Genomic DNA, 21,709 nt, shown 5'->3' with positions numbered 1-21,709 from the left:
TTCTATATTCGCCGTCGTTCACCAACAGGTGTTGCAAAATAGGACACTGGTGACCTCATCCCTGCTTCTAGCGTTCTAAAGTGCGCATTCTCCTGAATATCCGCACCGTTTCACATCCCTTATCCCACTCAAGGAGTGACCATGGCCCTGTTCGCTGTTATCTGGTCGTACACCACTGACGCATCCGTCAAAGAGGCTGCTCATGCCGACCACCTGGTCTTCGTCAAGGACGCGGCCGCCAAAGGCGTGCTGCAGGAAGCGGGCGCCTGGGCCGACGGGGCCGGCGCGTTGCTCGTGTTCAAGGCGGACAGCGAAGACGACCTGCAGGCCCTGCTCGCCAAGGACCCGTATGTCACGCAGGGTGTTGTCGTCGACCAGAGCATCTACCAGTGGAAGCCCGTCATCGGACCCCTCGTAGGGATCTGAGGACGACCCGGCTGCTCCACCTCGATGGAAAGAAGTTGCAGCATCTCTACATCGAGTTGCAATCAGCACTCTTCCAGTAGCGTCGGCACAAACGACCCGCACAACTTGCATCTGTGCGTTCGCATAGTGAGCGACGGATGCGAAAAGTTCGATCAGCGACATCGCGGAACCATCACATCACCGCCTCGACGGCGCAAGCCTCGACGCCGAACCGATGTGGCGGTCGATGAGTATCGACATTTCGACAATCCGAGGCAATCGTTGACCTTCCCTAGCGGCCTTTTCTAATCAGCCGACTGGGTGGGGTGACACCGTGCGTACGCGATACACCAGCTTCACGCCTTCCTGATCAGTCAATTTCCTTCTCGACCGGTGATGAAAGTGAGCAACACATGTCCGTGAGCAAAGAATCGCTGTTCCTCAACGACCTGTACTCGTCCTGGCTTCGACGGTCCGAAGGTATGGATCTCGCAGGTCAGCGAGACATGTTCGAAGAATGGCATCTTCCCACCATCGAACCCACCGATGTCACGTATGAAGAAGTGACAGCCAACGGTGTGCCGGCAACATGGGCCAAGCCGCTGGGCGCCGCCGAGGACCGGGTGATCGTCTTCACGCACGGCGGCGGATTCGTGACAGGTTCACGCTTTTCCCATCGCAAGCTTGCCGCACACCTCGCCAAGCTGGCAGGAGTTCACGCACTCGTGGTGGACTACCGGCTCGCGCCGGAGGCAAAGCATCCAGCACAGCTCGAAGATTGCATTGCCGTGCAGAAGTGGCTCCGTACGCAGGGCTACAAGGCAGAACATACGGCGACGGTCGGCGACTCGGCAGGCGCACATCTCGCCATCTCGACCGTGTTCGAACTTGCGGGTATGGCACTTCCCATTCCGGCCGCCGTCGTCGCTCTTTCGCCGTGGCTCGATATGGAGATCAAGGGGTTGACGATCGAATCGAACGACGCAGTCGACGTCCTGGCCAAGAGGGCAGTCCTCGAGATGATGCGAGAGAATTTCCTCACCGATCTCTCGGAAGCAACGGACCCGCGGGCAAACCCGCTGCTCAGGGACTACACAGACTTCCCTCCCGTCTATGTATCGGTCGGCGGCTACGAGACTCTGCTCGACGACTCGCGCCGGGTCGTCGAATTGATCGAAAAGGCAGGGAGCGAAGCCGTGCTCGACGTGGTCGACGAACAGCAGCATGTCTTCCACTTCAACGCGGGACGAGCACCCGAGGCGGATCAGGCCCTGAACCGGATCGCCCAGTGGCTACGGCCGAAGTTGGGGCTCGCCTGAACACCGTGTGTGGGGCGTGCAACTGAAAGCAAAGCGCGCCGACGAAGGAGGAACGTGTCTCGGCGGCGGTCTGCTTCGACCAGACTGCCGCCGAGTCCGTTCGCATGCCAGTCAGCAGTGCATTATCCGAACCATCGATTGCAGTGAAGATCGGGAAGACACATACATGGAAAATCCAGTTCTCGTAGAACGCGACGGATTCATCGAAACGTGGACGATCAATCGGCCGGCTGAACGTAACCCAGTCTCAGGGATGGATGTCGTCGACGCATTGGTCGCATGCGTGGATGCCGTCAACGCCGATTACGGGGTACGCGCTGTCATTGTCACCGGCGCGGGATCGACCTTCTCCGCCGGCGGCAACGTCAAGGACATGGCGAATCGCCAGGGACTGTTCGGCGGGAAACCTCACGAACAACGCGATGGCTATCGCGCCGGGATACAAAGGATCCCACGAGCGATGTACAACTGCGACGTACCCTTGATTGCAGCGGTGAACGGCCCTGCAATCGGTGCCGGGTGCGATCTTGCCCTCATGTGCGACCTCCGAATCGCCAGCGAAAAAGCGTTCTTTGCTGAGAGCTTCGTCAAGCTGGGCATCATCCCGGGTGACGGGGGTGCGTGGCTGTTGCCGAAAGCGGTCGGTATGGCGCGGGCGGCCGAGATGATCCTCACGGGCGACCGTGTCGACGCAACACAGGCTCTCGAGTGGGGATTGGTCTCGAACGTCGTTCCTCCCGATCAGCTGCTCGACGAAGCTCGCGCACTCGCCAATAGAGTGGCCGCCAATCCTCCGCACTCGGTACGGATGGCAAAAAAACTCCTGCGCGAAGGGCAGCACCAGAGCCTCGACAGCCTCCTCGAACTGTCCGCTGCTCTGCAGGCGCTGGTTCAACAGACCACCGATCACACGAGAGCAGTCAACGCCCTCATGGAGAAGCGAACTACCGCATTCACCGGCGAGTGACGATGCCTCACGTAGCAAGCTCCTCGATCAGCGGTGCGGACACGTGGACGTTCGGCAAGGCAACCGCATCAGCAGGAACGATGTCGTGAAGTTCGACGAGTCCTCTTCGATCGAGCACTGGTCTACTGACTGTTACCTCAGTACCAGGGCAGGACGAGGAGCATGTTGTTCATCCGCCCGAATTCGGACGTCTCGACCTCCCTGAGTTGCCCGCAGAGGAACCGGACGACCGTGTGCGTGTCTCGTGCACATCCCGCGCTCGAGAATCGTGTGCCGGCGGGCCCGCCACTTCGAGGAGCCAGCAGCTGGACCAGACATGTGCTCCGTGAGGACCTGAGTGCAGCACGCCGGCGGGCACGCGCTGAGCGAGCAACGGGTGGCTGCACTCGCAGCACATGACTGCGGCACAGCCACCGGCCACTCGTACTCAGCGAGCGAACTGTTTGCCGAGGAATTCGACAACCGCGCTGTGCAATTCAGCACTGCGCGGAACTGCACCGGTCATCCAGTACACGCCATGGACAAGACCGCTATACAGTTCGACCTGGACCGGGACACCCTGCTCGGTCAGCATCCGCCCGTAGTTCAGGCATTCGTCGCGTGTGACCTCGTACTCGTTGACCAACATCAGCGTCGGAGGAAGCCCCGCCAAGCTCTTCGCCTTGGCCGGCGAGGCGTACGGGTTCTCGGCGTCTTCCAGTGTGGCCAGGTACTGCTCCCAGAACCAGCCGATTGCTGCCGCGGTGATCAAATATCCCTCGGCATTCTCCTCCCATGACGGGAAGCGTGCCGTGCCGTCGATAACCGGATAGACCAACACCTGAGCACACAGGGCCGGTGAGCCGGTATCACGTGCCCGAAGGGCGGTGACTGCGGCGAGATTGCCACCGGCACTGTCGCCCATGATGGCGACACGCGTCGCATCACCACCGAAGTCGGCGACGTTGTCGACTACCCAATTCAGAGCAGCGAACGCGTCTTCGGGTGCGGCAGGGAACTTGTGTTCGGGAGCGAGCCGGTAACTCACGGCGGCCACGATGACCCGGGCGTCCGCGGCCAGCGCGCGACAAGGCTGCTCGGTAACGTCGAGGCTGCCCGCAACCCATCCGCCGCCGTGGATATACACCACAACCGGCAGGGGCGCATCGGACTCCGGAATGTACAGACGCACGGCCTGATCACCATCCGGTCCGGGGTAGACCGTGTCGACGACACGAGCAAGATCCGCTTTCGGCGCCTGCAGTTCGCTGAAGGATTCGATGACCTCACGGACCTCAGCGACACTCATCTGCTCGAACGACCTCAGTCCCTGCTCGTTCAACGTATCTATCAACTGCTCGACTACAGGATCGAGTGCCATGGTGATCTCCTTGATGTGATAGGCGGACTGGTCAATCGCCGAGTCGGTGGAGTCACACTACGAGGAGGCCCGAGCGGACGAGTGTCCGAAAACAACACACCTGTCCGTCTGTCCCGGTTCTCGGAGATGTGTGTTGCACAATCGGACACACCGAAGGTCCATCACTGTTCTACCGTCACCCACGTGACCCACAGACGGCCAGAATCTCCCCATCACCGTTCGATGACGGGCCGGCACCGCGAGGGAACCCACCGGAGAACGGGTTCACCCCCGAGGCGCTCTCGAGAAGTGGGTTCCCCTGTACGTCCGCGGACTGCGGGGAGGGATGTTCGGTCGCCGCACGTCATGGTGAGGGCACATCAGCGGCTCTGAAAAACGTGCCGCTCACTTCGGGTGTCGAGCTCGAATTATGCTTCCAGAGAGGGATTATCATGTTGCATCATGTCGTAACATTCAGTTGGAAGAAGGACATCACCGACGAGCAGGTCGAATCGTTCCACAAAGCTCTTGACGCGATATCGGCGAGCATTCCCCAGGTCGTCGAGTTTCGCTACGGAAGGGACCTCGCCCTCAAGCCCGGGATCGGCGACTATGCAATATCTGCGATCTTCGAAGACGTCCCCGCCTTCCGCGCATATCTGGTCCATCCCGATCATGTGCGCCTCGTTGAAGAATTCATTTCGGTGATGTCCGAATCGTACTCGTCGATCCAGTTCGAGTTTGCCTGACGGCAGTGCCGGCCGCACGCGCACGAACGAAGTGCCGGTCGACATGGTCGCTCGTTGCGGAAGGTTGTGATCAATGGTGAACGCTGACGGTGTCGGGGGTGCCCTTCCTGGTGATGCCTTGAGTCGCCCTGTGGCGCTACGTGACGATGCGACCGTGCAGGCGAGGGCATGGCCGGATGCGCGGCTGCTTCGCGTGAACGGTGCCGGTCAGGTTCGTCTCATCGATGGACAACTGCTCCTCGAGTCGGCTGCCGACTATTGTTCCCAACCTCCGACACACGCGGTCTTGTTGGGAGTCGTTGGTACGGTGCATCAATGGGCTGTACGGGACGAGTTTCTCACGGAGGCCCCCATGGAGAGCGTGGGCATCGAGTTCGGTGACCTGCGGTCACACGGAGCGCTTCTCGATGCAGTTGATGCCGAACGGTATCTCACCGCGCAGGCCCTGCTGATGTGGCAGGACGAATCCCACTTCTGCGCCAAGGACGGGGCGCCGATGACGATCACCTCGGGTGGTTGGACGCGCGTGTGCACTGCGTGCGGTCGGGAGGAGTACCCGCGGACCGATCCTGCGATCATTTGTCTGGTACATGACGGGGCGGACCGCGTGCTGTTGGCGCGACACGCGGCGTGGCCGGCGCGGAACTTCTCGACGCTGGCGGGATTCGTCGAGGCCGGCGAGTCGCTCGAAAGCTGTGTGGCGCGGGAGATTGCGGAAGAGGTCGGTCTCGTTGTCTCCGACGTAGCCTACGTCGGAAGTCAGCCATGGCCGTTTCCGCGTTCCCTCATGCTCGGCTTCCATGCCGTCGCCGATCCTCGAGAACCGCTCATCTTCAGTGATGGTGAGATCTGCGAGGCTGTGTGGTGCTCCCGCGCGGAGGTGAAGGAGGCCCTCGCCGCCGGCGACTGGGCTAGTTCGGTCGATGCGCCCGTGTTGCTGCCGGGGAAGGTCTCGATCGCACGGCGCATGCTCGAGGCATGGGTGCGAACTGCTAGCTGAACGTCCGGATTGATCGCCGCCGACCTGACATCGTGATACAAGGGTCGCTTGTGGTCGACGATCCGGAGTCGCAAGGCGAGGGCACGCGCTGCGGCAGTCCTGATCTGCATCGTGTGCCCTTTTCCTCGGGTGTGTCGGTGCTGAGTCCTGTCAGCCGCTGCCGACAGGACTCCCATCGGCGACGAATGGCCGCTCACCCGGGAGGAGGTGATGCAGCTCAGCGGAATGGCGACGGATACTGTTGTTGTATAACGAAATTAAGTATTATGTTCGTGTCGACAGTATTGTGGTTGCCGGCTGGCGCGGCCCACTTGTCGGCGGTTCGTCCCACGAGCATCCACCACGGGCAACATGGTCGCCCCGCGGTGTGCATGCAGTGGCGGCGAGGCGGCGTGCCTCCATCTCCGGGCACGGGCAGATCCCGATATCCCCCTGCGTTCGGGCTGCCGGGGTCCCGCTTCGGCGATCGACCGATAGTCGAAGCGGGGCCTTCCGTCCACTTGTCGATGCCGCCTTGTCGGCGACCTCCGCTCGATCCCCCAACACGTCAGGGTCGTGGCTACACCCCTCCAGGTCCGTCATCGGTTCGGTTTGAACCAAAACTCTGGACAGTCGACCCTCTCGCTCGGGCGATCCACGTCGTGTTCGTGTGATGGCGTTTGATCAGCCTCGCCTACATCGTGACCGCATCACCGATGCTCGCGCCCGTCTCGTCTACGGCGACGTGCTCGAAGGCAATGCTCTCGGTTCCATGATTGCCCCATCGACGCAGTCGATGTCCATCGGGGATCAGGGCAGTGAGCCCCGTCGAACGGATGCTTGGGCTACTGGGGGACCCAGTAGCCCAAGCGTGTCCGTCTCGTCAGTCGGTCTCGTAGGTGTCGTAACCGTTGGACTTGATTTCTTCCCAACGAGCAAAGTACTGAGGGACTCCTCCTGAGTAGTTGAGCATCTGCGCCGGCTTACCGGGCACGTTTGCACCCCAGTACCACGAACGTGCCTTTGTGAACATCGAGTTCACGAAAAGCTCGTCGACGTGTGCGCGCCACTGCTTCTCGGACTCTTCGGTGTTCTCGAACCGTGTCGCCCCTTTCTCGCGCAGGTACTCGAGGAACTCGACGACGATTTCGCCTTGGTACTCGGCAGATGTCGGGCCGTTGCAGAACCCGGACGGGCTCTGAGGTCCGTACAGGAACATCATGTTCGGGAATCCGCGGGTCGACAGGCCCAGACACGTGTCGACACCGGACTTCCACTTGTCCTGAATCGTCAGGCCGTCGACGCCGGTGATATCGATAGCCATGATCCCACCACGGTTGTTGTCGAACCCTGTTGCCAGTACGAGGAGGTCGCATTCGATGACACCGTCGTCGGTTTCGACACCATGCGGCAGCACCCGTCGAATCGGCGTGACGTTGGAGTCGATGACATCGACATTGTCCTGATTGATGACATCGAAGTAGTCCTGTTCGAGGGAGGGACGCTTGACGCCGTAGGGGTGCGGAGGCGTCTCCGGTGCGACGATTGCCGCCTTCTTGGGGTCGGTGACCCGTTCGAGGACCTTGCCACGCCAGAAGTCGTAGAACGTACGGTTGGCCTCCTCATCTACAAGGATGTCCTGGAAGTTTCCGAGCCACATCTCGAAACCACCTTCTGCCCACATCTTCTCGTAGATCGCGTCGCGCTCTTCCTTACTCAGGTCGGTGGCGTTCTGCGGAATGAAATCGAAGTCGAAGCCGGCAAACGCCTTGTAGCGCGTAGCAAACCGCTCGGGAAGTCCCTTCCGGAAGTGCTCGTTGTCGTCATGGGTGAGTTTGCGTTGCTGCATCGGAAGTGCCAGATTCGGGGTGCGTTGGAACACGGTGACGTGTTCGGCCACATGACCTGCCTCCTGGACGACCTGCACACCGCTGGCGCCGGTACCGATGACGACAACTTTGCGGCCACTCATATCCACGCCCTCTTGAGGCCAGCGCGCAGTGTGGTAGCACTCACCGGCGAAGGAATCGAGCCCTTCGAGATTCGGATACAGCGGCTTGGCGCCGAATCCTGTGGCAACAATGACCTGCCGTGCCTTCTGGATCTTGCCGTCGGCGGACCGTACGGTCCACTGACGGGTTTCCTCGTCCCACGTGCATGCTTCGGCGAAAGTGTCGAACACGACGTCGCGGGTGAGGTCGAGCTGTGAGTCGACGTAGTTGAAGTACTCACGAACCCCTTGGTGGCCCGGATACAGTTCGGTGAAGTCGTACTTCTTCCACAGGTCCTTGTACGAGAACTGGTAGATCTGCCCGGTGCTGTCGGTACGGGCTCCGGGATAGCAGTTCCACCACCAGATTCCGCCCAATCCACCCGCGGCGTCCCAGACATTGACGGTGAAACCGAGATCGCGCAGTCGGTCCAATGCGTACAGGCCGGAGAATCCTCCCCCGATGATCAGAACATCGAGTACGTCATTGTTCGAGTGCGAGCCGCTGCGGGTCGCTGTGGCGACCTGGGATTCGGTCATGTGGTCCTCCTGGAGATTTCCCGGGACGGGTGCTTCCGCCCGGACATCTACGACGGTAGAAGCGAACATGTGATGTGAAGTGTCCGAAATCGAGTCAAGACATTTCAATACGGCGCACGTATTGATAAGCAGTGCAAACTAATTCGCTTACCATGCGGCATTCCAACCTTCTGCACTCACGACAGAACGATCGGTACACGACGCCGAGATCAGAAGCCCAGATCGCGACCGATCAGTTCTTTCATGATTTCGTTCGATCCCGCCCAGATCTTCGTGACCCGGGCATCCCGCCAGGCTCGTGCCACTCGGTACTCGTTCATGTAGCCGTATCCCCCGTGCAGTTGCACACAATGATCGAGGATCCGGTTCTGGATCTCGGCAGTCCACCACTTGGCCTTGGCTGCATCGATCGGTGTCAACGTCCCCTCCGAGTGGGCTTCGATGCAGCGGTCGACGTACGCCTGTGTCACGTCGAGCTGTGTCACGAGTTCGGCAAGCAAGAACTTGTTGTGCTGGAACGTTCCGATGGACTGCCCGAATGCCTTTCGTTCTCGGCAGTAGTTGATCGTCTCGAGCAGAATCTGCGCAGCGTGCGCGAGATTGGCAATGGCGCATCCGAGTCGTTCCTGGGGCAGGAAGGACATCATGTGGATGAATCCTCGATCGAGCTCGCCGATCACGTCGTCATCGGTGACGCGCACCCGGTCGAGGAAGAGTTCAGCGGTGTCTGCTTCGTCCTGTCCGACCTTGTCGAGTTTGCGGCCACGCTCGAATCCGGGCAAGGAGGTGTCCACGCCGAAGAGGGTAATTCCCTTGGCCTTCTTCGATGGAGAGGTACGTGCCGGAATGATCACCAGGTCTGCAGAGTAACCGTTGGTGATGAATGTCTTGGCACCCGAGAGCAACCACCCGTTGCCGTCCCGCACTGCGGTGGTCTTCAGTGCGGCCAGATCCGATCCCCCACCGGGTTCGGTCATTCCGATGGCGGTGAGCACGTCCCCGGAACACAGTCCTGGGAGCCACCTCGCCTTCTGTTCGTCGGTGGTCAGGTGCACCAGGTACGGCGCCACGACGTCACAGTGAATACTCACGCTCGACGCCAACGCGGCATTCATCTTGGCCAATTCTTCGATGAGAACCGCATTGAAGCGATAATCCCCTGCCTCGACGCCTGAATATCGTTCGGGTACTTCGAGTCCCAACAGGTCATGCTTACCCGCGGCAAGCCAGAACTCTCGCGGCAATGCCTTGTTGGCACGAACGTCGGCGGCCAGGGGCTCGAACCATCGAGCGAGAAACTCGCGGACAGAGTGTCGGTAAGCCTCGTGATCATCGCCGTACACCGTTCGCTTCATGATGGGTCATCCTTCGGATCGGGTGGACGTCACCGTCCAGACGGACGATGTGAGGAGGCAAGGAGTGATTGCCTACCCCATATCATCGTCTCGTTCACCGGCCGTTTGAGATGTCCTGTTATGCGACAGAGTGTTTCAGGGGTCAGGAACCGAATGTTTCGTTTTCCAGGCCCAGCGCGCGGATCTTGCGGTAGAGGGTCGAGCGGGCCACACCGAGTCGGTGGGCGGCGAGGGATTTGTTGCCGTCGGACTCGTCGAGGGCGCGGACGATCGCTTCGCGTTCGGTGCGTTCGAGCGAGGTCAACCGGCGGCCGGCGCCGAGGGTGCGGTAGTCGGCGGGCAGATGTTCGAGTTTGATGTCGAATCCCATCGACCGCGCCGCCGCGGTACTGAGCACCGAGGCGAGTTCGCGCAGGTTGCCGGGCCAGTGATGGTCGATCAACGCCCGATGCGCGGCCGGTTGCAGTTGCGGGGTCGGACGGTCGGGGAGTTCGGCGGCGAGCAACTCCCGCGCGAGATCGGTGAGATCTTCGATGCGCTGGCGCAGCGGCGGGATGCACACACTGCGCCGCACATGGGTCTGCACCTGATGCCGCAGATCGTCGGGGGTGCTCGAGGTGGCGGTGGCGATCACCGGTGCACCCAGCTCGACGGCAGCGTCGAGCAACCGCCGAGTAGAAGCCACAGCGTCGTCGGGGACCTCGTCGAGGTGCTCGATGATGCACGCGAAACTGCCGGACAGACGCGCCCGCAATTCGGCCACCGCCGAGGGGGTCAACGTCGACGCATCGACGCTCGGGACCGGGTCGTGCCGGCCCCAGCGGTGCTGGATCTGCCGCGCCAGATGGGTTTTGCCGACACCGGACTCACCGACGATCAGCACCGGCGCGACGGTCGCGGTGATCTCGTCGACCCGGTCCTGGAGTCGGTGCGCGGCCAGGCTGCGGCCGGCGATACGCGTCGCCGGCGCCGCACCGGCGGGCGCGGCGGGGGCCAGGCGGGCGCGCGGTCGCGGCGGAGCCGGGGAGGCCAGCGGGCGCAGTTCGAGGATCGCGCTGAGCGGATCGGTGGACTCACCGACCCGGCGGGCATGGACCCGCACGTCGATCCCGTCGGCGAAACGCAGCGGTCCTTCCCATTCGTCCTTGGCGGCCAGATGGGTGCTGATCCAGTCCCAGATCATCATCTGATCGGTCGAGTCCATCAACCGTGACACCGTCGGGGTCGCGATCACCGTGTCCCGGCTCATCGCCACCACCGCGGCGTGGCCGCGGCGTTTGCTGCGCATGTATTCGCGCAGCAGGTTCTGCTCGCTGCGGGCGGACAGGGCGAACAATCGCTCTTCGATATCGCGTACCGCCGAGAGCACCAGCGGTGCCATCAGCTCGTTGACATCGCCGATCTCGCAGGTGATGTCGACGATGCCGGTCACCGCGCGTGAGACCGGATCGACGATCGGGGAGCCGACACAGGCCAGCGGATGCAACGCCTCGAGCAGGTGCTCTTCCCCGCGGACCCGGAACGCTTTGCGTTCTTCGAGGGCGGTGCCGATCCCGTTGGTTCCGGCGCATTCCTCGGCGAAGATGAACCCCGGGGCGACCTGGGCACGGTCGAGACGGCCGAGCAGTGACCGCTGCCCGGCCCGCCGATCGACGATGGTCGCATCCTGCGAGGCGAGCAAGATCGTCACCGGCGCATCGGCGAGTTGATCGGCCAACCGATCCAGGACCGGCCGCGCCGCACGCACAAGCTTCGAGTCTGTGGGGGTATCGATGTAGCGCAGACGAGAACCGTCCGAAGCCGCCCCGATGGCACGGCAGCGGCGCCAGGACTGCTCGATCTCCGGCCGCACTCGTGGCGAAGCACTGTCATACCTGTCGGAGTCGTACCTGTCGGAACTGCGATCGTCTACGTGCATGCGAAGCCGCTCGGTCACGTCGTCACCACCTCCAACACCTCACGATCAGTACGAACATTATGTAATAGAGGTCACATGAGCCATGGGTGTCCCAGAACGCTACACCGCAGACTTCTGAGCCCACATCCGGCGTATGCGCACCTTGTCCAATTTGCCCACTGACGTCTTGGGGACCTCGTCTACCCGCACGAACGTGTCGGGGTGCCAGAACTTCGGCAGGGTGACCGCCAAGTGGGCCCGAAGCTGATCATCGGAGACCTCCGCCGTTGTCCGAACCCACGCCACGGGGCGCTCTTGCCAGGTTTCGTGCGGCACCGCGATGACAGCGGCTTCCACCACCGCCGGATGCAGGAGCAGCTGGTTCTCGACCTCGACGGAAGAGATCCATTCTCCTCCGCTCTTGATGAGGTCTTTGACCCGGTCGCGGATCTCCAGCCGGCCGTCCGGGTGGATCACCGCGACGTCGCCGCTGCGCAGCCAGCCGGCGTCGAACGCCTCGGCGGCGCGGTCGTCGTCGAGGTACGTCCCGGTCACCCACGGCGAACGAACCTCCAGCTCGCCGGTGGTGAAGCCATTCCACGGCAGTTCCCGACCCTCTTCGTCGACGACACGCACCTGGAACAACGGCAAGGGTCTGCCTTGGCAATCGGCCGAGTTGCTGAAAGTTCCCATAGGGGAGGTTTCGGTCATCCCCCACCCGTTGACGGTCGCCACTCCCCGCTCCGCCCACCACCTCACCAGCACTGGTGGCAGCACCTGCCCGCCCAACCACATGGTCTGCACACTTCCGAGGTCGTAACGCTCGGGATCGGCATCGAACTGTGCACGCATGAGCGCCGCCACGGCCGGGGCGCCGACGAAGACATCGGGTGTCTGATCTGTGATGATGCGCAGCAACTCCGCGGGCGAGGGGTGCGGCCCGGGGAGGACGAGACGTGCGCCCTGCAGCACCCCCGCGTACGGAACACCCCAACTGTGTACGTGGGACATCTGCGTGGCAAGGAGGTACGAGTGCCGACCGTCGATCGCGACGCCCCCGGAAGCACTGATCGCCATCGCGTGCAGCACCGTACTTCGATGGCTGTACACGACCCCCTTGGGCAGCCCGGTGGTACCCGAGGTGAAACAAATCGACGATGCGGTCGTCTCGTCGAACTCCGGGAATTCCTCGATCGGCACGGCATCGAGCAACAATCCGTCGAACGACCACCAGGTCACCTCTGCAGGTACCGAACACTCGGCCTGCTCGAGATCACCGATGACCACCACATGCCGGATCCGCGGGAGGCGCGGGAGAATCTCGAAGAGAACGGACAACAGATCAGCGTCGATCAGCACAACCTCGTCCTCGGCCTTGTCCATTGTGTAGGCGATGTGCTCGGGTGACATCCGATGGTTGACCGTGTGCAGCACTGCCCCGCACGCAGGAACTGCGTAGTAGGCGACAAGATGCTCGAAGGTGTTCCAGGCCAACGTGGCAACCCTGGTTCCGAACCCGATGCCCAAGTTCTCGAAGGAGCCAGCAAACCGGCGTGCGGTCGCGCCGAGATCACGGTAGGTGAACTCTCGGTCTCCGCGGGTTGCGTCGCACGAGACGCCGACCCGGTCGGCGAAGACGTTCTCAGCACGCCACAGCAGCGAGCTGATCAGCAGTGGACGATCCATCATCGTGGTGAGCATGGCGCATTCCTCCGGATCAGGTGAGCGAGGGTACGACCAGCCTGCACACCAACCCTGGCACCGAACCGTCCGAATTTGCGACAGCGCCCGATGAACTCGTCCGCACTGTTGCGTTGTGGGACACCTCGACCGCCGTGAGGATCCCGAGACTGGAGCCACCTCACCCGCATAGGCGCCCGGCCGACACCGGCCGAGCCCAGCGGGCAACGAGCGCCGGAAGAAAGGTACTCCCATGACAAGTCGTCCAATGACGGAAGTCGCAACAGGATTCACCTACACCGAGGGACCTCGGTGGCACGAGGGCCGACTGTGGTTCGTGGATTTCTACACCCACTCGGTCAATGCCGTGAACGCCGACGGATCCATCGAACAGGTCTGCACCGTCGAACACCAGCCGTCCGGACTCGGATGGCTTCCCGACGGGCGCATGCTCGTCGTCTCGATGAAAGACCGCAAAGTCCTGCGCCGCGAACCCGACGGCTCACTCGTCGAGCACGCCGACATCTCCGAACACTGCCACGGTCACGCCAACGACATGGTGGTCGCCGCGAACGGGCAGGCATACGTCGGCGAGTTCGGATTCGATCTCATGGGAGGAGCCGACCACGAGCACGGCGTTGTCGTCCTCGTCGACACCGACGGCACTTCCCGAGTCGCAGCCGAAGGATTGTCCTTCCCGAACGGCATGTGCATCTCCCCGGACGGAAGAACGCTGTACGTCAACGAACTGTTCGGCAACCGCGTCTCCCGATTCGATATCGAACCGGACGGCACACTCGGCCCCCGTCAGGACTTCGCCTCGTTCGGCGATCTCGGCGACGAGCCGAGCGTGGAGAAGCGGCTTGCAGCGTGCACGATTGCACCTGATGGTCAGGCCCTCGACGCTGAAGGTGCCATCTGGATTGCCGACTGCGTCAACCAACGTGCCGTACGCCTGGCCGAAGGCGGAACCATCCTGGACGAGGTGAGTACGGCTCCGCTGGGAGTGTTCGCGGTCGCGCTCGGTGGCGATGACGGTCGCACACTATTTCTCTCGGTCGCACCGGATTTCGACGAAGCCAAGCGCAGCGCTGCGCGTGAAGCCAAGGTCCTCTCGACGAGAGTCGACGTTCCGCACGCAGGGAGGCCGTGATCGTGCTGCGCACACGTTTCACCGACACTTTCGGGATCGAGCACCCGGTGGTGTGCGGTGGCATGACCGGGGTCGGCACCGCGGAGCTGATCTCCGCGGTGGCCAATGCCGGGGGTTTGGGTTTTCTCACCGCGCTGACGCAACCCACCCCCGAAGCTCTCGTCGCTGAGATCGCCCGGTGCCGGGAAATGACCGATAAGCCGTTCGGTGTCAATCTCACCCTGCTGCCCACCGTCACTCCCGTGCCGTACGACGACTACCGGGCCGCGATCATCGACAGCGGTATCACCATCGTGGAAACCGCCGGCAGCAACCCCCAAGAACATGTGGCGGCGTTCAAAGCCGCCGGGATCAAGGTCATCCACAAAGCGGTAGCGGTCCGGCACGCGATCAAAGCACAGTCCATGGGTGTCGACGCCGTCAGTATCGACGGGTTCGAGTGCGCCGGCCACCCCGGCAACGAGGACATCCCCGGCCTGATCCTCATCCCCGCCGCAGCGCGCGTGCTCGACATCCCGATCATCGCCAGTGGCGGATTCGCCACCGGCGACGGATTGGCCGCAGCACTGGCCCTCGGCGCATCCGCAATCAACATGGGCACCCGGTTCGTGGCCAGCGACGAAGCTCCCGTGCATCCGAACGTCAAGGCCCAGATCGTTGCCAACGACGAACGCCAGACCATCCTCGTGTTCCGAGAGTTCCGTAATACCGCACGTGTGGCCCGCAACTCCATCTCCGAGACGATCGCAGCCCTCTCCGCCCGCCCTGACGCCACGTTCTCCGACGTCGCACACCTCGCCTCCGGGGTACGCGGCCGAACGGAAGTGCTGGAGAAGGGGAACATGGAAGACGGCATGTGGTGGGCAGGTCAATCCCAAGGTCTCATCGATGCCGTGCTTCCCTGCAAGACGATCATCTCGGACATCGTGAGCGATGCCGAAGCCGCCATCCGCAGGATTGCCGCCGACCTCGCCTGACAGGCAGACGGGAGAAGTCATGGAATACACCACCCTTCGCCACGAAGTCGAGGACGGCATCCTCACCGTGGTCCTCAACCGCCCCGACCGTCTCAATGCGTTCACCGTCGAGATGGCCGACGAACTCGAGCACACCTTCGTGTCGGTGAACGACGACGACACGGTCCGGGCCGTGATCGTCACCGGAGCAGGGCGCGCTTTCTGCGCCGGCATGGACCTGTCGAGTGAAGGGAATGTGTTCGGGCTCGACGAGTCGAAACGCCCCACTCTTGCCGACATGAAGAATCTCGACGACCCCGAATTGCGCCGGATCCGCGACACAGGCGGCCGCGTCACCCTCGCAATCCATGCCTGCCGTAAACCGGTGATCGCCGCAATCAACGGCGCGGCCGTCGGAATCGGTGCAACCATGACGCTGGCGATGGACGCGCGCCTGATGTCGACCCGAGCGCGGTTCGGCCTGGTGTTCGGCAAACTCGGAATAGTGCCCGAAGCGTGCTCGACATGGTTCCTTCCTCGGCTCGTCGGCATGCCCACTGCGCTGAATCTGGTCTATAGGGCAGAGATCCTCAACGCCGAGGTCGCATACATCGACGGGTTGGCGCAGGCGCTCCATGAACCCGAGATGTTGCTCAGCGAAGCGCGCGCGTTGGCGAATGCCTGGACCCGCGACCGCTCACCGGTCTCGGTGGCCCTGATGCGCCAGATGCTGCTGCGAAACGCGGCCGCTGCTCACCCCGCAGATGCCCACCGCGTCGATTCGCTGGCCATGTTCTACACCAGCATCGGCGACGGCGCCGAGGGAGTGCAGGCATTCCGCGACAAACGCCCACCCGAGTTCCACGACAAGGCCTCAGCCATGCCGCCATTCTACGAAGAGTGGATCGAGACAACGACGCCGTGAACACCTACTGCATCCCCGCTCCAATCAACCGAACAAAGAAAGTCTCATGAAGCCCACTGTCCTTATGCATGAACTCCGCCAGGAAATCGGACTACCGCTCGGCGACGGCATCCCCGCTGATTCGTCCACATCTCTGATGGTCTCAGCCGATGCTCTGAGCGCGTGGGGCGCAGAGACCGAAGCGGCCGCAACACGCGAGTTGGCAGCGATGCTCCATCAGTGTCGCTGAATACCGAACCTTCCACTTCACCACCTCAGTTCGTGATGATCGGCTCGTGCAGGGCATCGAACTCTCAACGGATCAGGACTGGAGAAGCCCCGCGCCCGGTTGGAGCCACCTTCCCGACCACGGGGAAGGTGACCCGCCGCACTTCGCACGGAATGCGCCCCGTGTGCGAGTGTTCGACGTCCCCTACCCGAAACGCGTACTTACATCGGGGGGACTGCTGCACGATTCGGCGACAGTTTCGGTCACGCAGCCTGTGCGACTGGTGTGGTCATGATGGTTTCGAACTCGACCGGCGTCGATCGGGGGAGAGGCAGGTCCGGGACACCAGCAGGTCGACGGTCACGCCGAGAGGCCGTAATGCTCGGCGATCTCTTCGAAGTGTTGCGCCGAGCGAGAATATCGGTCGGGGCCATGAGGACCGCCTGAAAGCCGCCTTCGATTACCAGTAACGCAAACGCAGTGGCTGCCAGGACAGGGGCCTTTCCGGCGCCGACGTCTCCCTGCAGCAGCCGATTCGTCGGCCGGAGGCGGTCATGTCGGTGTGGATATCGGCTATCACCCGCAGCTGTGCACCTGTGGGTGTACGGCAGGCAGGCCAACCATGCATCGAGCAGTCGCCCGGTGGGCTTGTGGGCGATGCCGACTTCTGCGGCATGTGCGTTTCGAAGCACTCCGAGGGCAAGCTGCGACCGCAGGAGTTCGTCATAGGCCTGTCGGTCCCGTCCCTTTTCTGCGTGCTGTTTGGATGCGGGGACATGGACAGCGCGTAGCGCGGTCAGCCGCGACGGCAGCTTCCGTTGAGCCAGCAAGGTCGAGGGATTCGGGTCATCCAGCTTCGGGAGTCGGCGGCGTGCATCGACCGCGGCACGGCGCAGCATCCACGTGTCCACCTCATGTTTCTGCGATTGGGGTAGATCGCGAGCAGTGGTGCGGTGGATTCGCTCATCGGCTCCAACAGTGGTGAGGTCATCTGCAATGCGCCGTTGAAGAACATGGCGGAGACTCGGGTGTTTTCGTCCGCGAGTTGGAATCGCACGTAACATTTTCCCCAGTTCCCCGTATGCTCACGAGTCGTGCGTATCGATCAGGTGTGGCGTTATCCGGTGAAATCGTTCGGAGGAGAACGGATCGACGCCGCAGCGATCGAAGCGGACGGTGTGCGCGGCGACCACCTGTGGGCGCTGGTCGACGCCGAAACCGGAAACATCGCGAGTGCGAAGCGTTTCCGACGCTACGGACTGCTGTTGACCTGCTCCGCACGACTTCTGAACGACGACGACCCCCGCGATCCGGCGGCACTCGAACTCACGCTCGCCGACGGCACGGTGGTGCGCGGCGACGATCCCGAGGTCGACGACCTGCTGTCGAAGCTGCTCGGTCACGACGTGCGGCTCGAACCGCGCGACCGCACCTACGACGAGGCGCCGGTGCATCTCGTCTCCCGCTCCGCGGTCGAAGCGCTCGGCACCGGCGACCCCACCGATATCGCGTTGCGGCGGTTCCGGCCGCAGCTGGTCGTCGACACTCCGGACACGACCGGTTTCGTGGAGGACGAATGGATCGGCCGACGGGTGTCGGTGGGCTCGGCAGTCCTCGAACCGCACAAGCGCACCGCGCGGTGCGTCATGGTGACGCTCCCCCATCAGGAGGTTCCCGCGCGGCGCGACATGCTGCGTGAGGTGATGACCGCGCATCAGGTGCCCAATGTGCCGGAGGGCAAGCCGATGCCGTGCATCGGTGTCTACGCGACCGTCCCGACTCCCGGCGACATCACCGTCGGCGACGAAGTCCGGATCGGGTAGACCGGGTCACTTCCCGGCGAGGTAGTCCTCGACGAGAAGCTTCTTCTGCACCTTGCCCATGGCGTTGCGCGGAAGAGCGTCGGCGGTACGGATCTCGCGGGGGCGCTTGTGGATCGACAGGGTCTGCGCGACGAAGTCCGAGAGTTCGCCCGGATCACGGAGATCCCCGACGACGTAGGCGACGATCCGCTGTCCGAGATCGTCGTCCGGCACACCCACCACCGCCGCCTCCTGCACGCCGGCATGGTTCAGCAGCGCATGCTCCACCTCGCCGGCGCCGATCCGGTAGCCGCCGGACTTGATCATGTCGACCGATTCGCGGCCGACGATGCGGTGGAAACCCTGGTCGTCGATCACGGCGATGTCGCCGGTCTTGAACCAGCCGTCTTCGGTCACCGACTCGGCGGTCTTCTCGGGGTTGTTCAGGTAGCCGTCGAACAGGGTCGCGCCGGACACCTCCAACTGGCCGAGGGTTTCGCCGTCGTGCGGCACGAGGTTGCCGGCCTGGTCGCGCAGGCGGGTGGAGACGCCGTCGATCGGCAGACCCACCCAGCCGGGCCGGCGCTCACCGTCGTGGCGGGTGCTGATCGTGATGATCGTTTCGCTCATCCCGTACCGCTCGATCGGCGCGGAACCGGTGAGGGCGAGCATGCGCTCGAAGACCGGAACGGGCAGGGGCGCACTGCCCGACACCAGAAGTCGCGCGGACGACAGTGCGCGAGCGGACGATTCGTCGGCGGCGACCCGCGACCACACGGTGGGAACACCGAAGTAGAGCGAACCACCCGCCGCTGCATAGGCTTCGGGCTTCGGTCGCACCGTGTGCACGAGCGACGAGCCCTGCCGGAGCGCACCGACGACGCCGAGGATGAGTCCGTGGACGTGGAACAGCGGAAGTCCGTGGACGAGAGTGTCGTCGGACGTCCAGTTCCACGCCTCGGCGAGGCCGTCGAGGCCGGCCGCCACGGCGGACCGCGAGAGCACGACTCCCTTGGGGGCACCGGTGGTTCCGGAGGTGTACATGATCATTGCGGCGCTGCCCGGGTCCGCCTCGGCGTGCGAGGACGACGAGCGCGCGTTCGCGTCGACCGGGATCGCGGGCAGGGTGACGTCCTCGGGGGCAGTGCCGAGCCACACCTGCGCACCCGAGTCCTTCAGGATGTGCGCGCGTTCGGCCGGACCGGAATCCGGCGGCACCGGCACGGCGGCCACACCGGCCATGAGGCATCCGGTCGTGGCGATCACCGTCTCGATGCTCGCGGTGGCGTCGACAGCGACCCGCGAGGAGCCTGCGACCTCGTCGGCCACCGCGGCGGCAGCCGCGATCAGTTCGGATCGGGTGAGCGAGACGTCTCCGACGCGGACAGCGCTGCGGTCGTCACTGCCTGCTCCGGACTCGGTGAGCGAGGTCAGCAACGGCACGGGCGTGGTGGTGGTCATCGGTGGTGGTCCCTTCTCGACGTCCTGCCGGACGGTGTCGCGCGGTGCACGGTCCACATTGTGGACCAGCGTGCTACGATGCGGTCCGGCTCAACCTATAGCCCGTGCCGCCTGCCGTCAACGACCGCGCGAAAGGTTCCGATGAACAGCGTTCTCACCGCACTCCGCGTGTTCGAGGAGGTCGCGACCACGCAACCGGTCGGGCTGTCGGACCTGAGCAAGCGACTCGACGTCCCCAAGAGCACCGTTCAGCGATGCCTCAAGACCCTCGCCGAAGCCGGCTGGCTGCGCCCCTCGACGACGAACGCCGGGCAGTGGGTCATCACCGGCCGCGCATTCAGCCTGGGCAGCGCGATGTCGTCCGGCGACGACCTGCGCGAGGTCGCACTCCCGGAGCTGAACCGGCTGCAGACCGAGACGGGCGAGACCGTCCATCTCGCCGTGCCGGACGGGAACGAGCTGGTCCTGATCGAGCGACTCGACAGCGCCCATCAGCTGCGCGCCTTCCTCGCCCTCGGCACGCGCCTTCCCCTCCACGCCGCGTCGACCGGCAAGGCCTATCTCGCGTCGCTGCCCGACGAACGGATCGAAGACTTCCTCGCGACCGAACTCCCATCACTGACCGAGCGCACCGTCACCGAACCGGCAGCGCTGCGCGAGGAGATCGCCGAGATCCGCGCCCGCGGGTATGCCGTGACCGAACAAGGGCTGCACGACGGCATCGCCGCCGTCGCCGTCGCGCTGCGTGGGCGCGGTGGCACCGTGCGCGGTTGCTTCAGCATCTCCGGTCCGGCTTCGCGGCTGACACCCGACCTCTTCGCCGACTACGGCGCGAAGGCGCTGGCAGCGCGGGACGCGATCGAGCGTCGCCTACCCTGATCCGCTCCGAGCAGGACTGGCGGGCGCCCCCACCTCTGGACATATCGTTTATCGATAGGTATAACGATTATCGATGATATCGACAATCGATAGCCCCGCCGTCCGGCGAGTTCGGAGACGACCATGAATTCCACCCACGGCACCGACCGCCCCCAGGGCCCGGGCGGCGAACCCGACACGCTCTCCCCCACCGAGACGTCGAAGAAGGACCGCACCGATCTGCGGGCGTCCCTCACCGTCTTCGCGCTGACCTCACTGATCGTGCTCTTCACCTATGTCCGCGACCTCGCGAGCTCCCTCGGCGACGGCATCGTGACCGCGCGGGTCCGGTTCGACGACGCGGCAGCGGCGCCGGTGCTGTCCACCCCGAACGGCGCCGACCTCCAGACCACCTCGACCACGGTGATCGACGTTCCGACCGACACCCTCTCACCCGTCAGCGTCGGCCTCCTCCGCGCCGGGGAGGCGGTACAGACGTTCGGTTACCTGACAGCCCTGGCCCTGCTGAGCTGGATCGTCGTGCGATTCGTCCGGGGCCGATTGTTCGACCGGGGTGTCATCCGGCTCGTGTGGGTCACGTCGATGGTGGCGATCGCGACCATCATCGTCCCGATGATTCCCCGCACGCTGGGCACCAACATGTTGATCCGTGACGTGGACATGAACGAGGTCCTCTCGAACGCGCCTCTCGGACCGGAGTTCTGGTACGCCTACGTCTTCTGCATGGTGATCTCGGCCGTGGGCGTGGTACTGCGGATCGGCAGCCGCATGGCGCGCGACAACGAAGGACTCGTCTGATGCCTCCGGAAACCGAGCATGCCGTCCGGTGTCATCTCGACGAGCTGCTGGCCGATCGGGGCATGACCCTCACCGAATTGGCCGACAAGGTCGGCGTCAGCGTGGTGAACCTGTCGGTACTCAAGAACGGACGCGCCCGCGCGATCCGCTTCTCGACCCTCACCGCCCTGTGCCGCGTACTGGATTGCGCTGTGGGCGAAATTCTTTCGGTCGACTGACCGACCCCGGAAAACAGCGATACCCGGAACCTCGTGGGTTCCGGGCATCGCCGATCGGCCCGGCCGGTGGCGCTCCGGCTGACGCACGG

18 protein-coding genes are annotated in these 21,709 nt (G+C 63.5%); 12 read left to right on the top strand and 6 right to left on the bottom strand.

Annotated elements, in window-relative coordinates; all coding sequences use genetic code 11:
* The first annotated feature begins 141 nt into the window (after positions 1 to 141).
* From BLV31_RS04550 to BLV31_RS04540, 3 genes are all read left to right on the top strand, one after another.
* Positions 142 to 426: a YciI family protein gene (locus tag BLV31_RS04550; protein ID WP_006550551.1), complete on the top strand. Its 285-nt coding sequence runs from the start codon at positions 142 to 144 to the stop codon at positions 424 to 426.
* Positions 427 to 818: 392 nt separating this feature from the next.
* On the top strand, positions 819 to 1,724 hold the full coding sequence (locus BLV31_RS04545) for an alpha/beta hydrolase (protein WP_039584514.1): 906 nt from the start codon (positions 819 to 821) through the stop codon (positions 1,722 to 1,724).
* 166 nt (positions 1,725 to 1,890) lie between these two features.
* Positions 1,891 to 2,691 (top strand): crotonase/enoyl-CoA hydratase family protein, encoded by an 801-nt coding sequence (locus BLV31_RS04540; protein ID WP_039584515.1) that lies wholly within the window; start codon positions 1,891 to 1,893, stop codon positions 2,689 to 2,691.
* 427 nt (positions 2,692 to 3,118) lie between these two features.
* Here the strand turns inward: BLV31_RS04540 and lipP1 are convergent, their stop codons facing one another.
* Positions 3,119 to 4,051 carry a LipP1 family hormone-sensitive lipase gene (gene lipP1 / locus BLV31_RS04535; RefSeq protein WP_039584517.1) on the bottom strand — a complete coding sequence of 311 codons (933 nt, stop codon included), beginning with the start codon at positions 4,049 to 4,051 and terminating at the stop codon, positions 3,119 to 3,121.
* Positions 4,052 to 4,482: 431 nt separating this feature from the next.
* Between lipP1 and BLV31_RS04530 the strand changes: the two genes are divergently transcribed.
* Both BLV31_RS04530 and nudC read left to right on the top strand, forming a co-directional pair.
* A complete protein-coding gene (locus tag BLV31_RS04530; protein ID WP_039584518.1) occupies positions 4,483 to 4,779 on the top strand; it encodes a Dabb family protein in 297 nt (98 codons plus the stop codon).
* A 73-nt stretch (positions 4,780 to 4,852) separates the two neighbouring features.
* Positions 4,853 to 5,779 carry an NAD(+) diphosphatase gene (gene nudC / locus BLV31_RS04525; RefSeq protein WP_039584519.1) on the top strand — a complete coding sequence of 309 codons (927 nt, stop codon included), beginning with the start codon at positions 4,853 to 4,855 and terminating at the stop codon, positions 5,777 to 5,779.
* A gap of 862 nt (positions 5,780 to 6,641) precedes the next feature.
* Here nudC and BLV31_RS04520 read toward each other — a convergent pair.
* The 4 genes from BLV31_RS04520 to BLV31_RS04505 form a co-directional block, all read right to left on the bottom strand.
* Entirely contained in the window at positions 6,642 to 8,288 is a 1,647-nt protein-coding gene (locus BLV31_RS04520) for a flavin-containing monooxygenase (RefSeq protein WP_006550557.1), read from the bottom strand.
* A 209-nt stretch (positions 8,289 to 8,497) separates the two neighbouring features.
* Positions 8,498 to 9,643, bottom strand: coding sequence for an acyl-CoA dehydrogenase family protein (locus BLV31_RS04515; RefSeq protein ID WP_039584521.1), 1,146 nt, complete (start codon positions 9,641 to 9,643; stop codon positions 8,498 to 8,500).
* Positions 9,644 to 9,785: 142 nt separating this feature from the next.
* Positions 9,786 to 11,561 (bottom strand): sigma-54-dependent Fis family transcriptional regulator, encoded by a 1,776-nt coding sequence (locus BLV31_RS04510; RefSeq protein WP_496559998.1) that lies wholly within the window; start codon positions 11,559 to 11,561, stop codon positions 9,786 to 9,788.
* 99 nt (positions 11,562 to 11,660) lie between these two features.
* Complete coding sequence (locus BLV31_RS04505; protein ID WP_006554680.1) at positions 11,661 to 13,241, bottom strand: long-chain-fatty-acid--CoA ligase; 1,581 nt, start codon at positions 13,239 to 13,241, stop codon at positions 11,661 to 11,663.
* A gap of 232 nt (positions 13,242 to 13,473) precedes the next feature.
* Here BLV31_RS04505 and BLV31_RS04500 point away from each other — a divergent pair, with 232 nt between their 5' ends.
* The 4 genes from BLV31_RS04500 (at position 13,474) to BLV31_RS04485 (ending at position 18,285) form a co-directional block, all read left to right on the top strand.
* Complete coding sequence (locus BLV31_RS04500) at positions 13,474 to 14,373, top strand: SMP-30/gluconolactonase/LRE family protein (protein WP_039583700.1); 900 nt, start codon at positions 13,474 to 13,476, stop codon at positions 14,371 to 14,373.
* A 2-nt stretch (positions 14,374 to 14,375) separates the two neighbouring features.
* The gene (locus BLV31_RS04495; protein WP_170318582.1) at positions 14,376 to 15,350 is read left to right on the top strand and encodes an NAD(P)H-dependent flavin oxidoreductase; all 975 of its coding nucleotides are present in this window, start codon (positions 14,376 to 14,378) and stop codon (positions 15,348 to 15,350) included.
* Positions 15,351 to 15,369: 19 nt separating this feature from the next.
* Positions 15,370 to 16,254 carry a crotonase/enoyl-CoA hydratase family protein gene (locus BLV31_RS04490; protein WP_039583701.1) on the top strand — a complete coding sequence of 295 codons (885 nt, stop codon included), beginning with the start codon at positions 15,370 to 15,372 and terminating at the stop codon, positions 16,252 to 16,254.
* 1,302 nt (positions 16,255 to 17,556) lie between these two features.
* Complete coding sequence (locus tag BLV31_RS04485) at positions 17,557 to 18,285, top strand: MOSC domain-containing protein (RefSeq protein ID WP_064060407.1); 729 nt, start codon at positions 17,557 to 17,559, stop codon at positions 18,283 to 18,285.
* Positions 18,286 to 18,291: 6 nt separating this feature from the next.
* On the opposite strand, the gene BLV31_RS04480 is transcribed toward BLV31_RS04485, so the two are convergent.
* Entirely contained in the window at positions 18,292 to 19,725 is a 1,434-nt protein-coding gene (locus BLV31_RS04480) for an acyl-CoA synthetase (RefSeq protein ID WP_064060408.1), read from the bottom strand.
* Between the two features lie 141 nt (positions 19,726 to 19,866).
* Here BLV31_RS04480 and BLV31_RS04475 point away from each other — a divergent pair, with 141 nt between their 5' ends.
* The 3 genes from BLV31_RS04475 to BLV31_RS04465 all read left to right on the top strand — a co-directional run bounded on the left by BLV31_RS04475 (position 19,867) and on the right by BLV31_RS04465 (position 21,620).
* Positions 19,867 to 20,604, top strand: a complete 738-nt coding sequence (locus BLV31_RS04475) for an IclR family transcriptional regulator (protein ID WP_039583705.1) — start codon at positions 19,867 to 19,869, stop codon at positions 20,602 to 20,604.
* Between the two features lie 123 nt (positions 20,605 to 20,727).
* Positions 20,728 to 21,402: a hypothetical protein gene (locus tag BLV31_RS04470; protein WP_039583707.1), complete on the top strand. Its 675-nt coding sequence runs from the start codon at positions 20,728 to 20,730 to the stop codon at positions 21,400 to 21,402.
* On the top strand, positions 21,402 to 21,620 hold the full coding sequence (locus BLV31_RS04465; RefSeq protein WP_039583709.1) for a helix-turn-helix domain-containing protein: 219 nt from the start codon (positions 21,402 to 21,404) through the stop codon (positions 21,618 to 21,620). Before BLV31_RS04470 ends, BLV31_RS04465 begins: the two co-directional genes overlap by 1 nt.
* Positions 21,621 to 21,709 lie beyond the last annotated feature (89 nt).

Source organism: Rhodococcus pyridinivorans (genome assembly GCF_900105195.1).
In the GTDB taxonomy this organism is placed as follows: Bacteria; Actinomycetota; Actinomycetes; order Mycobacteriales; family Mycobacteriaceae; genus Rhodococcus; species Rhodococcus pyridinivorans.
The sequence above is the reverse complement of the archived record's forward strand: the minus strand, read 5'-3'. Positions and strand labels throughout refer to the sequence as shown.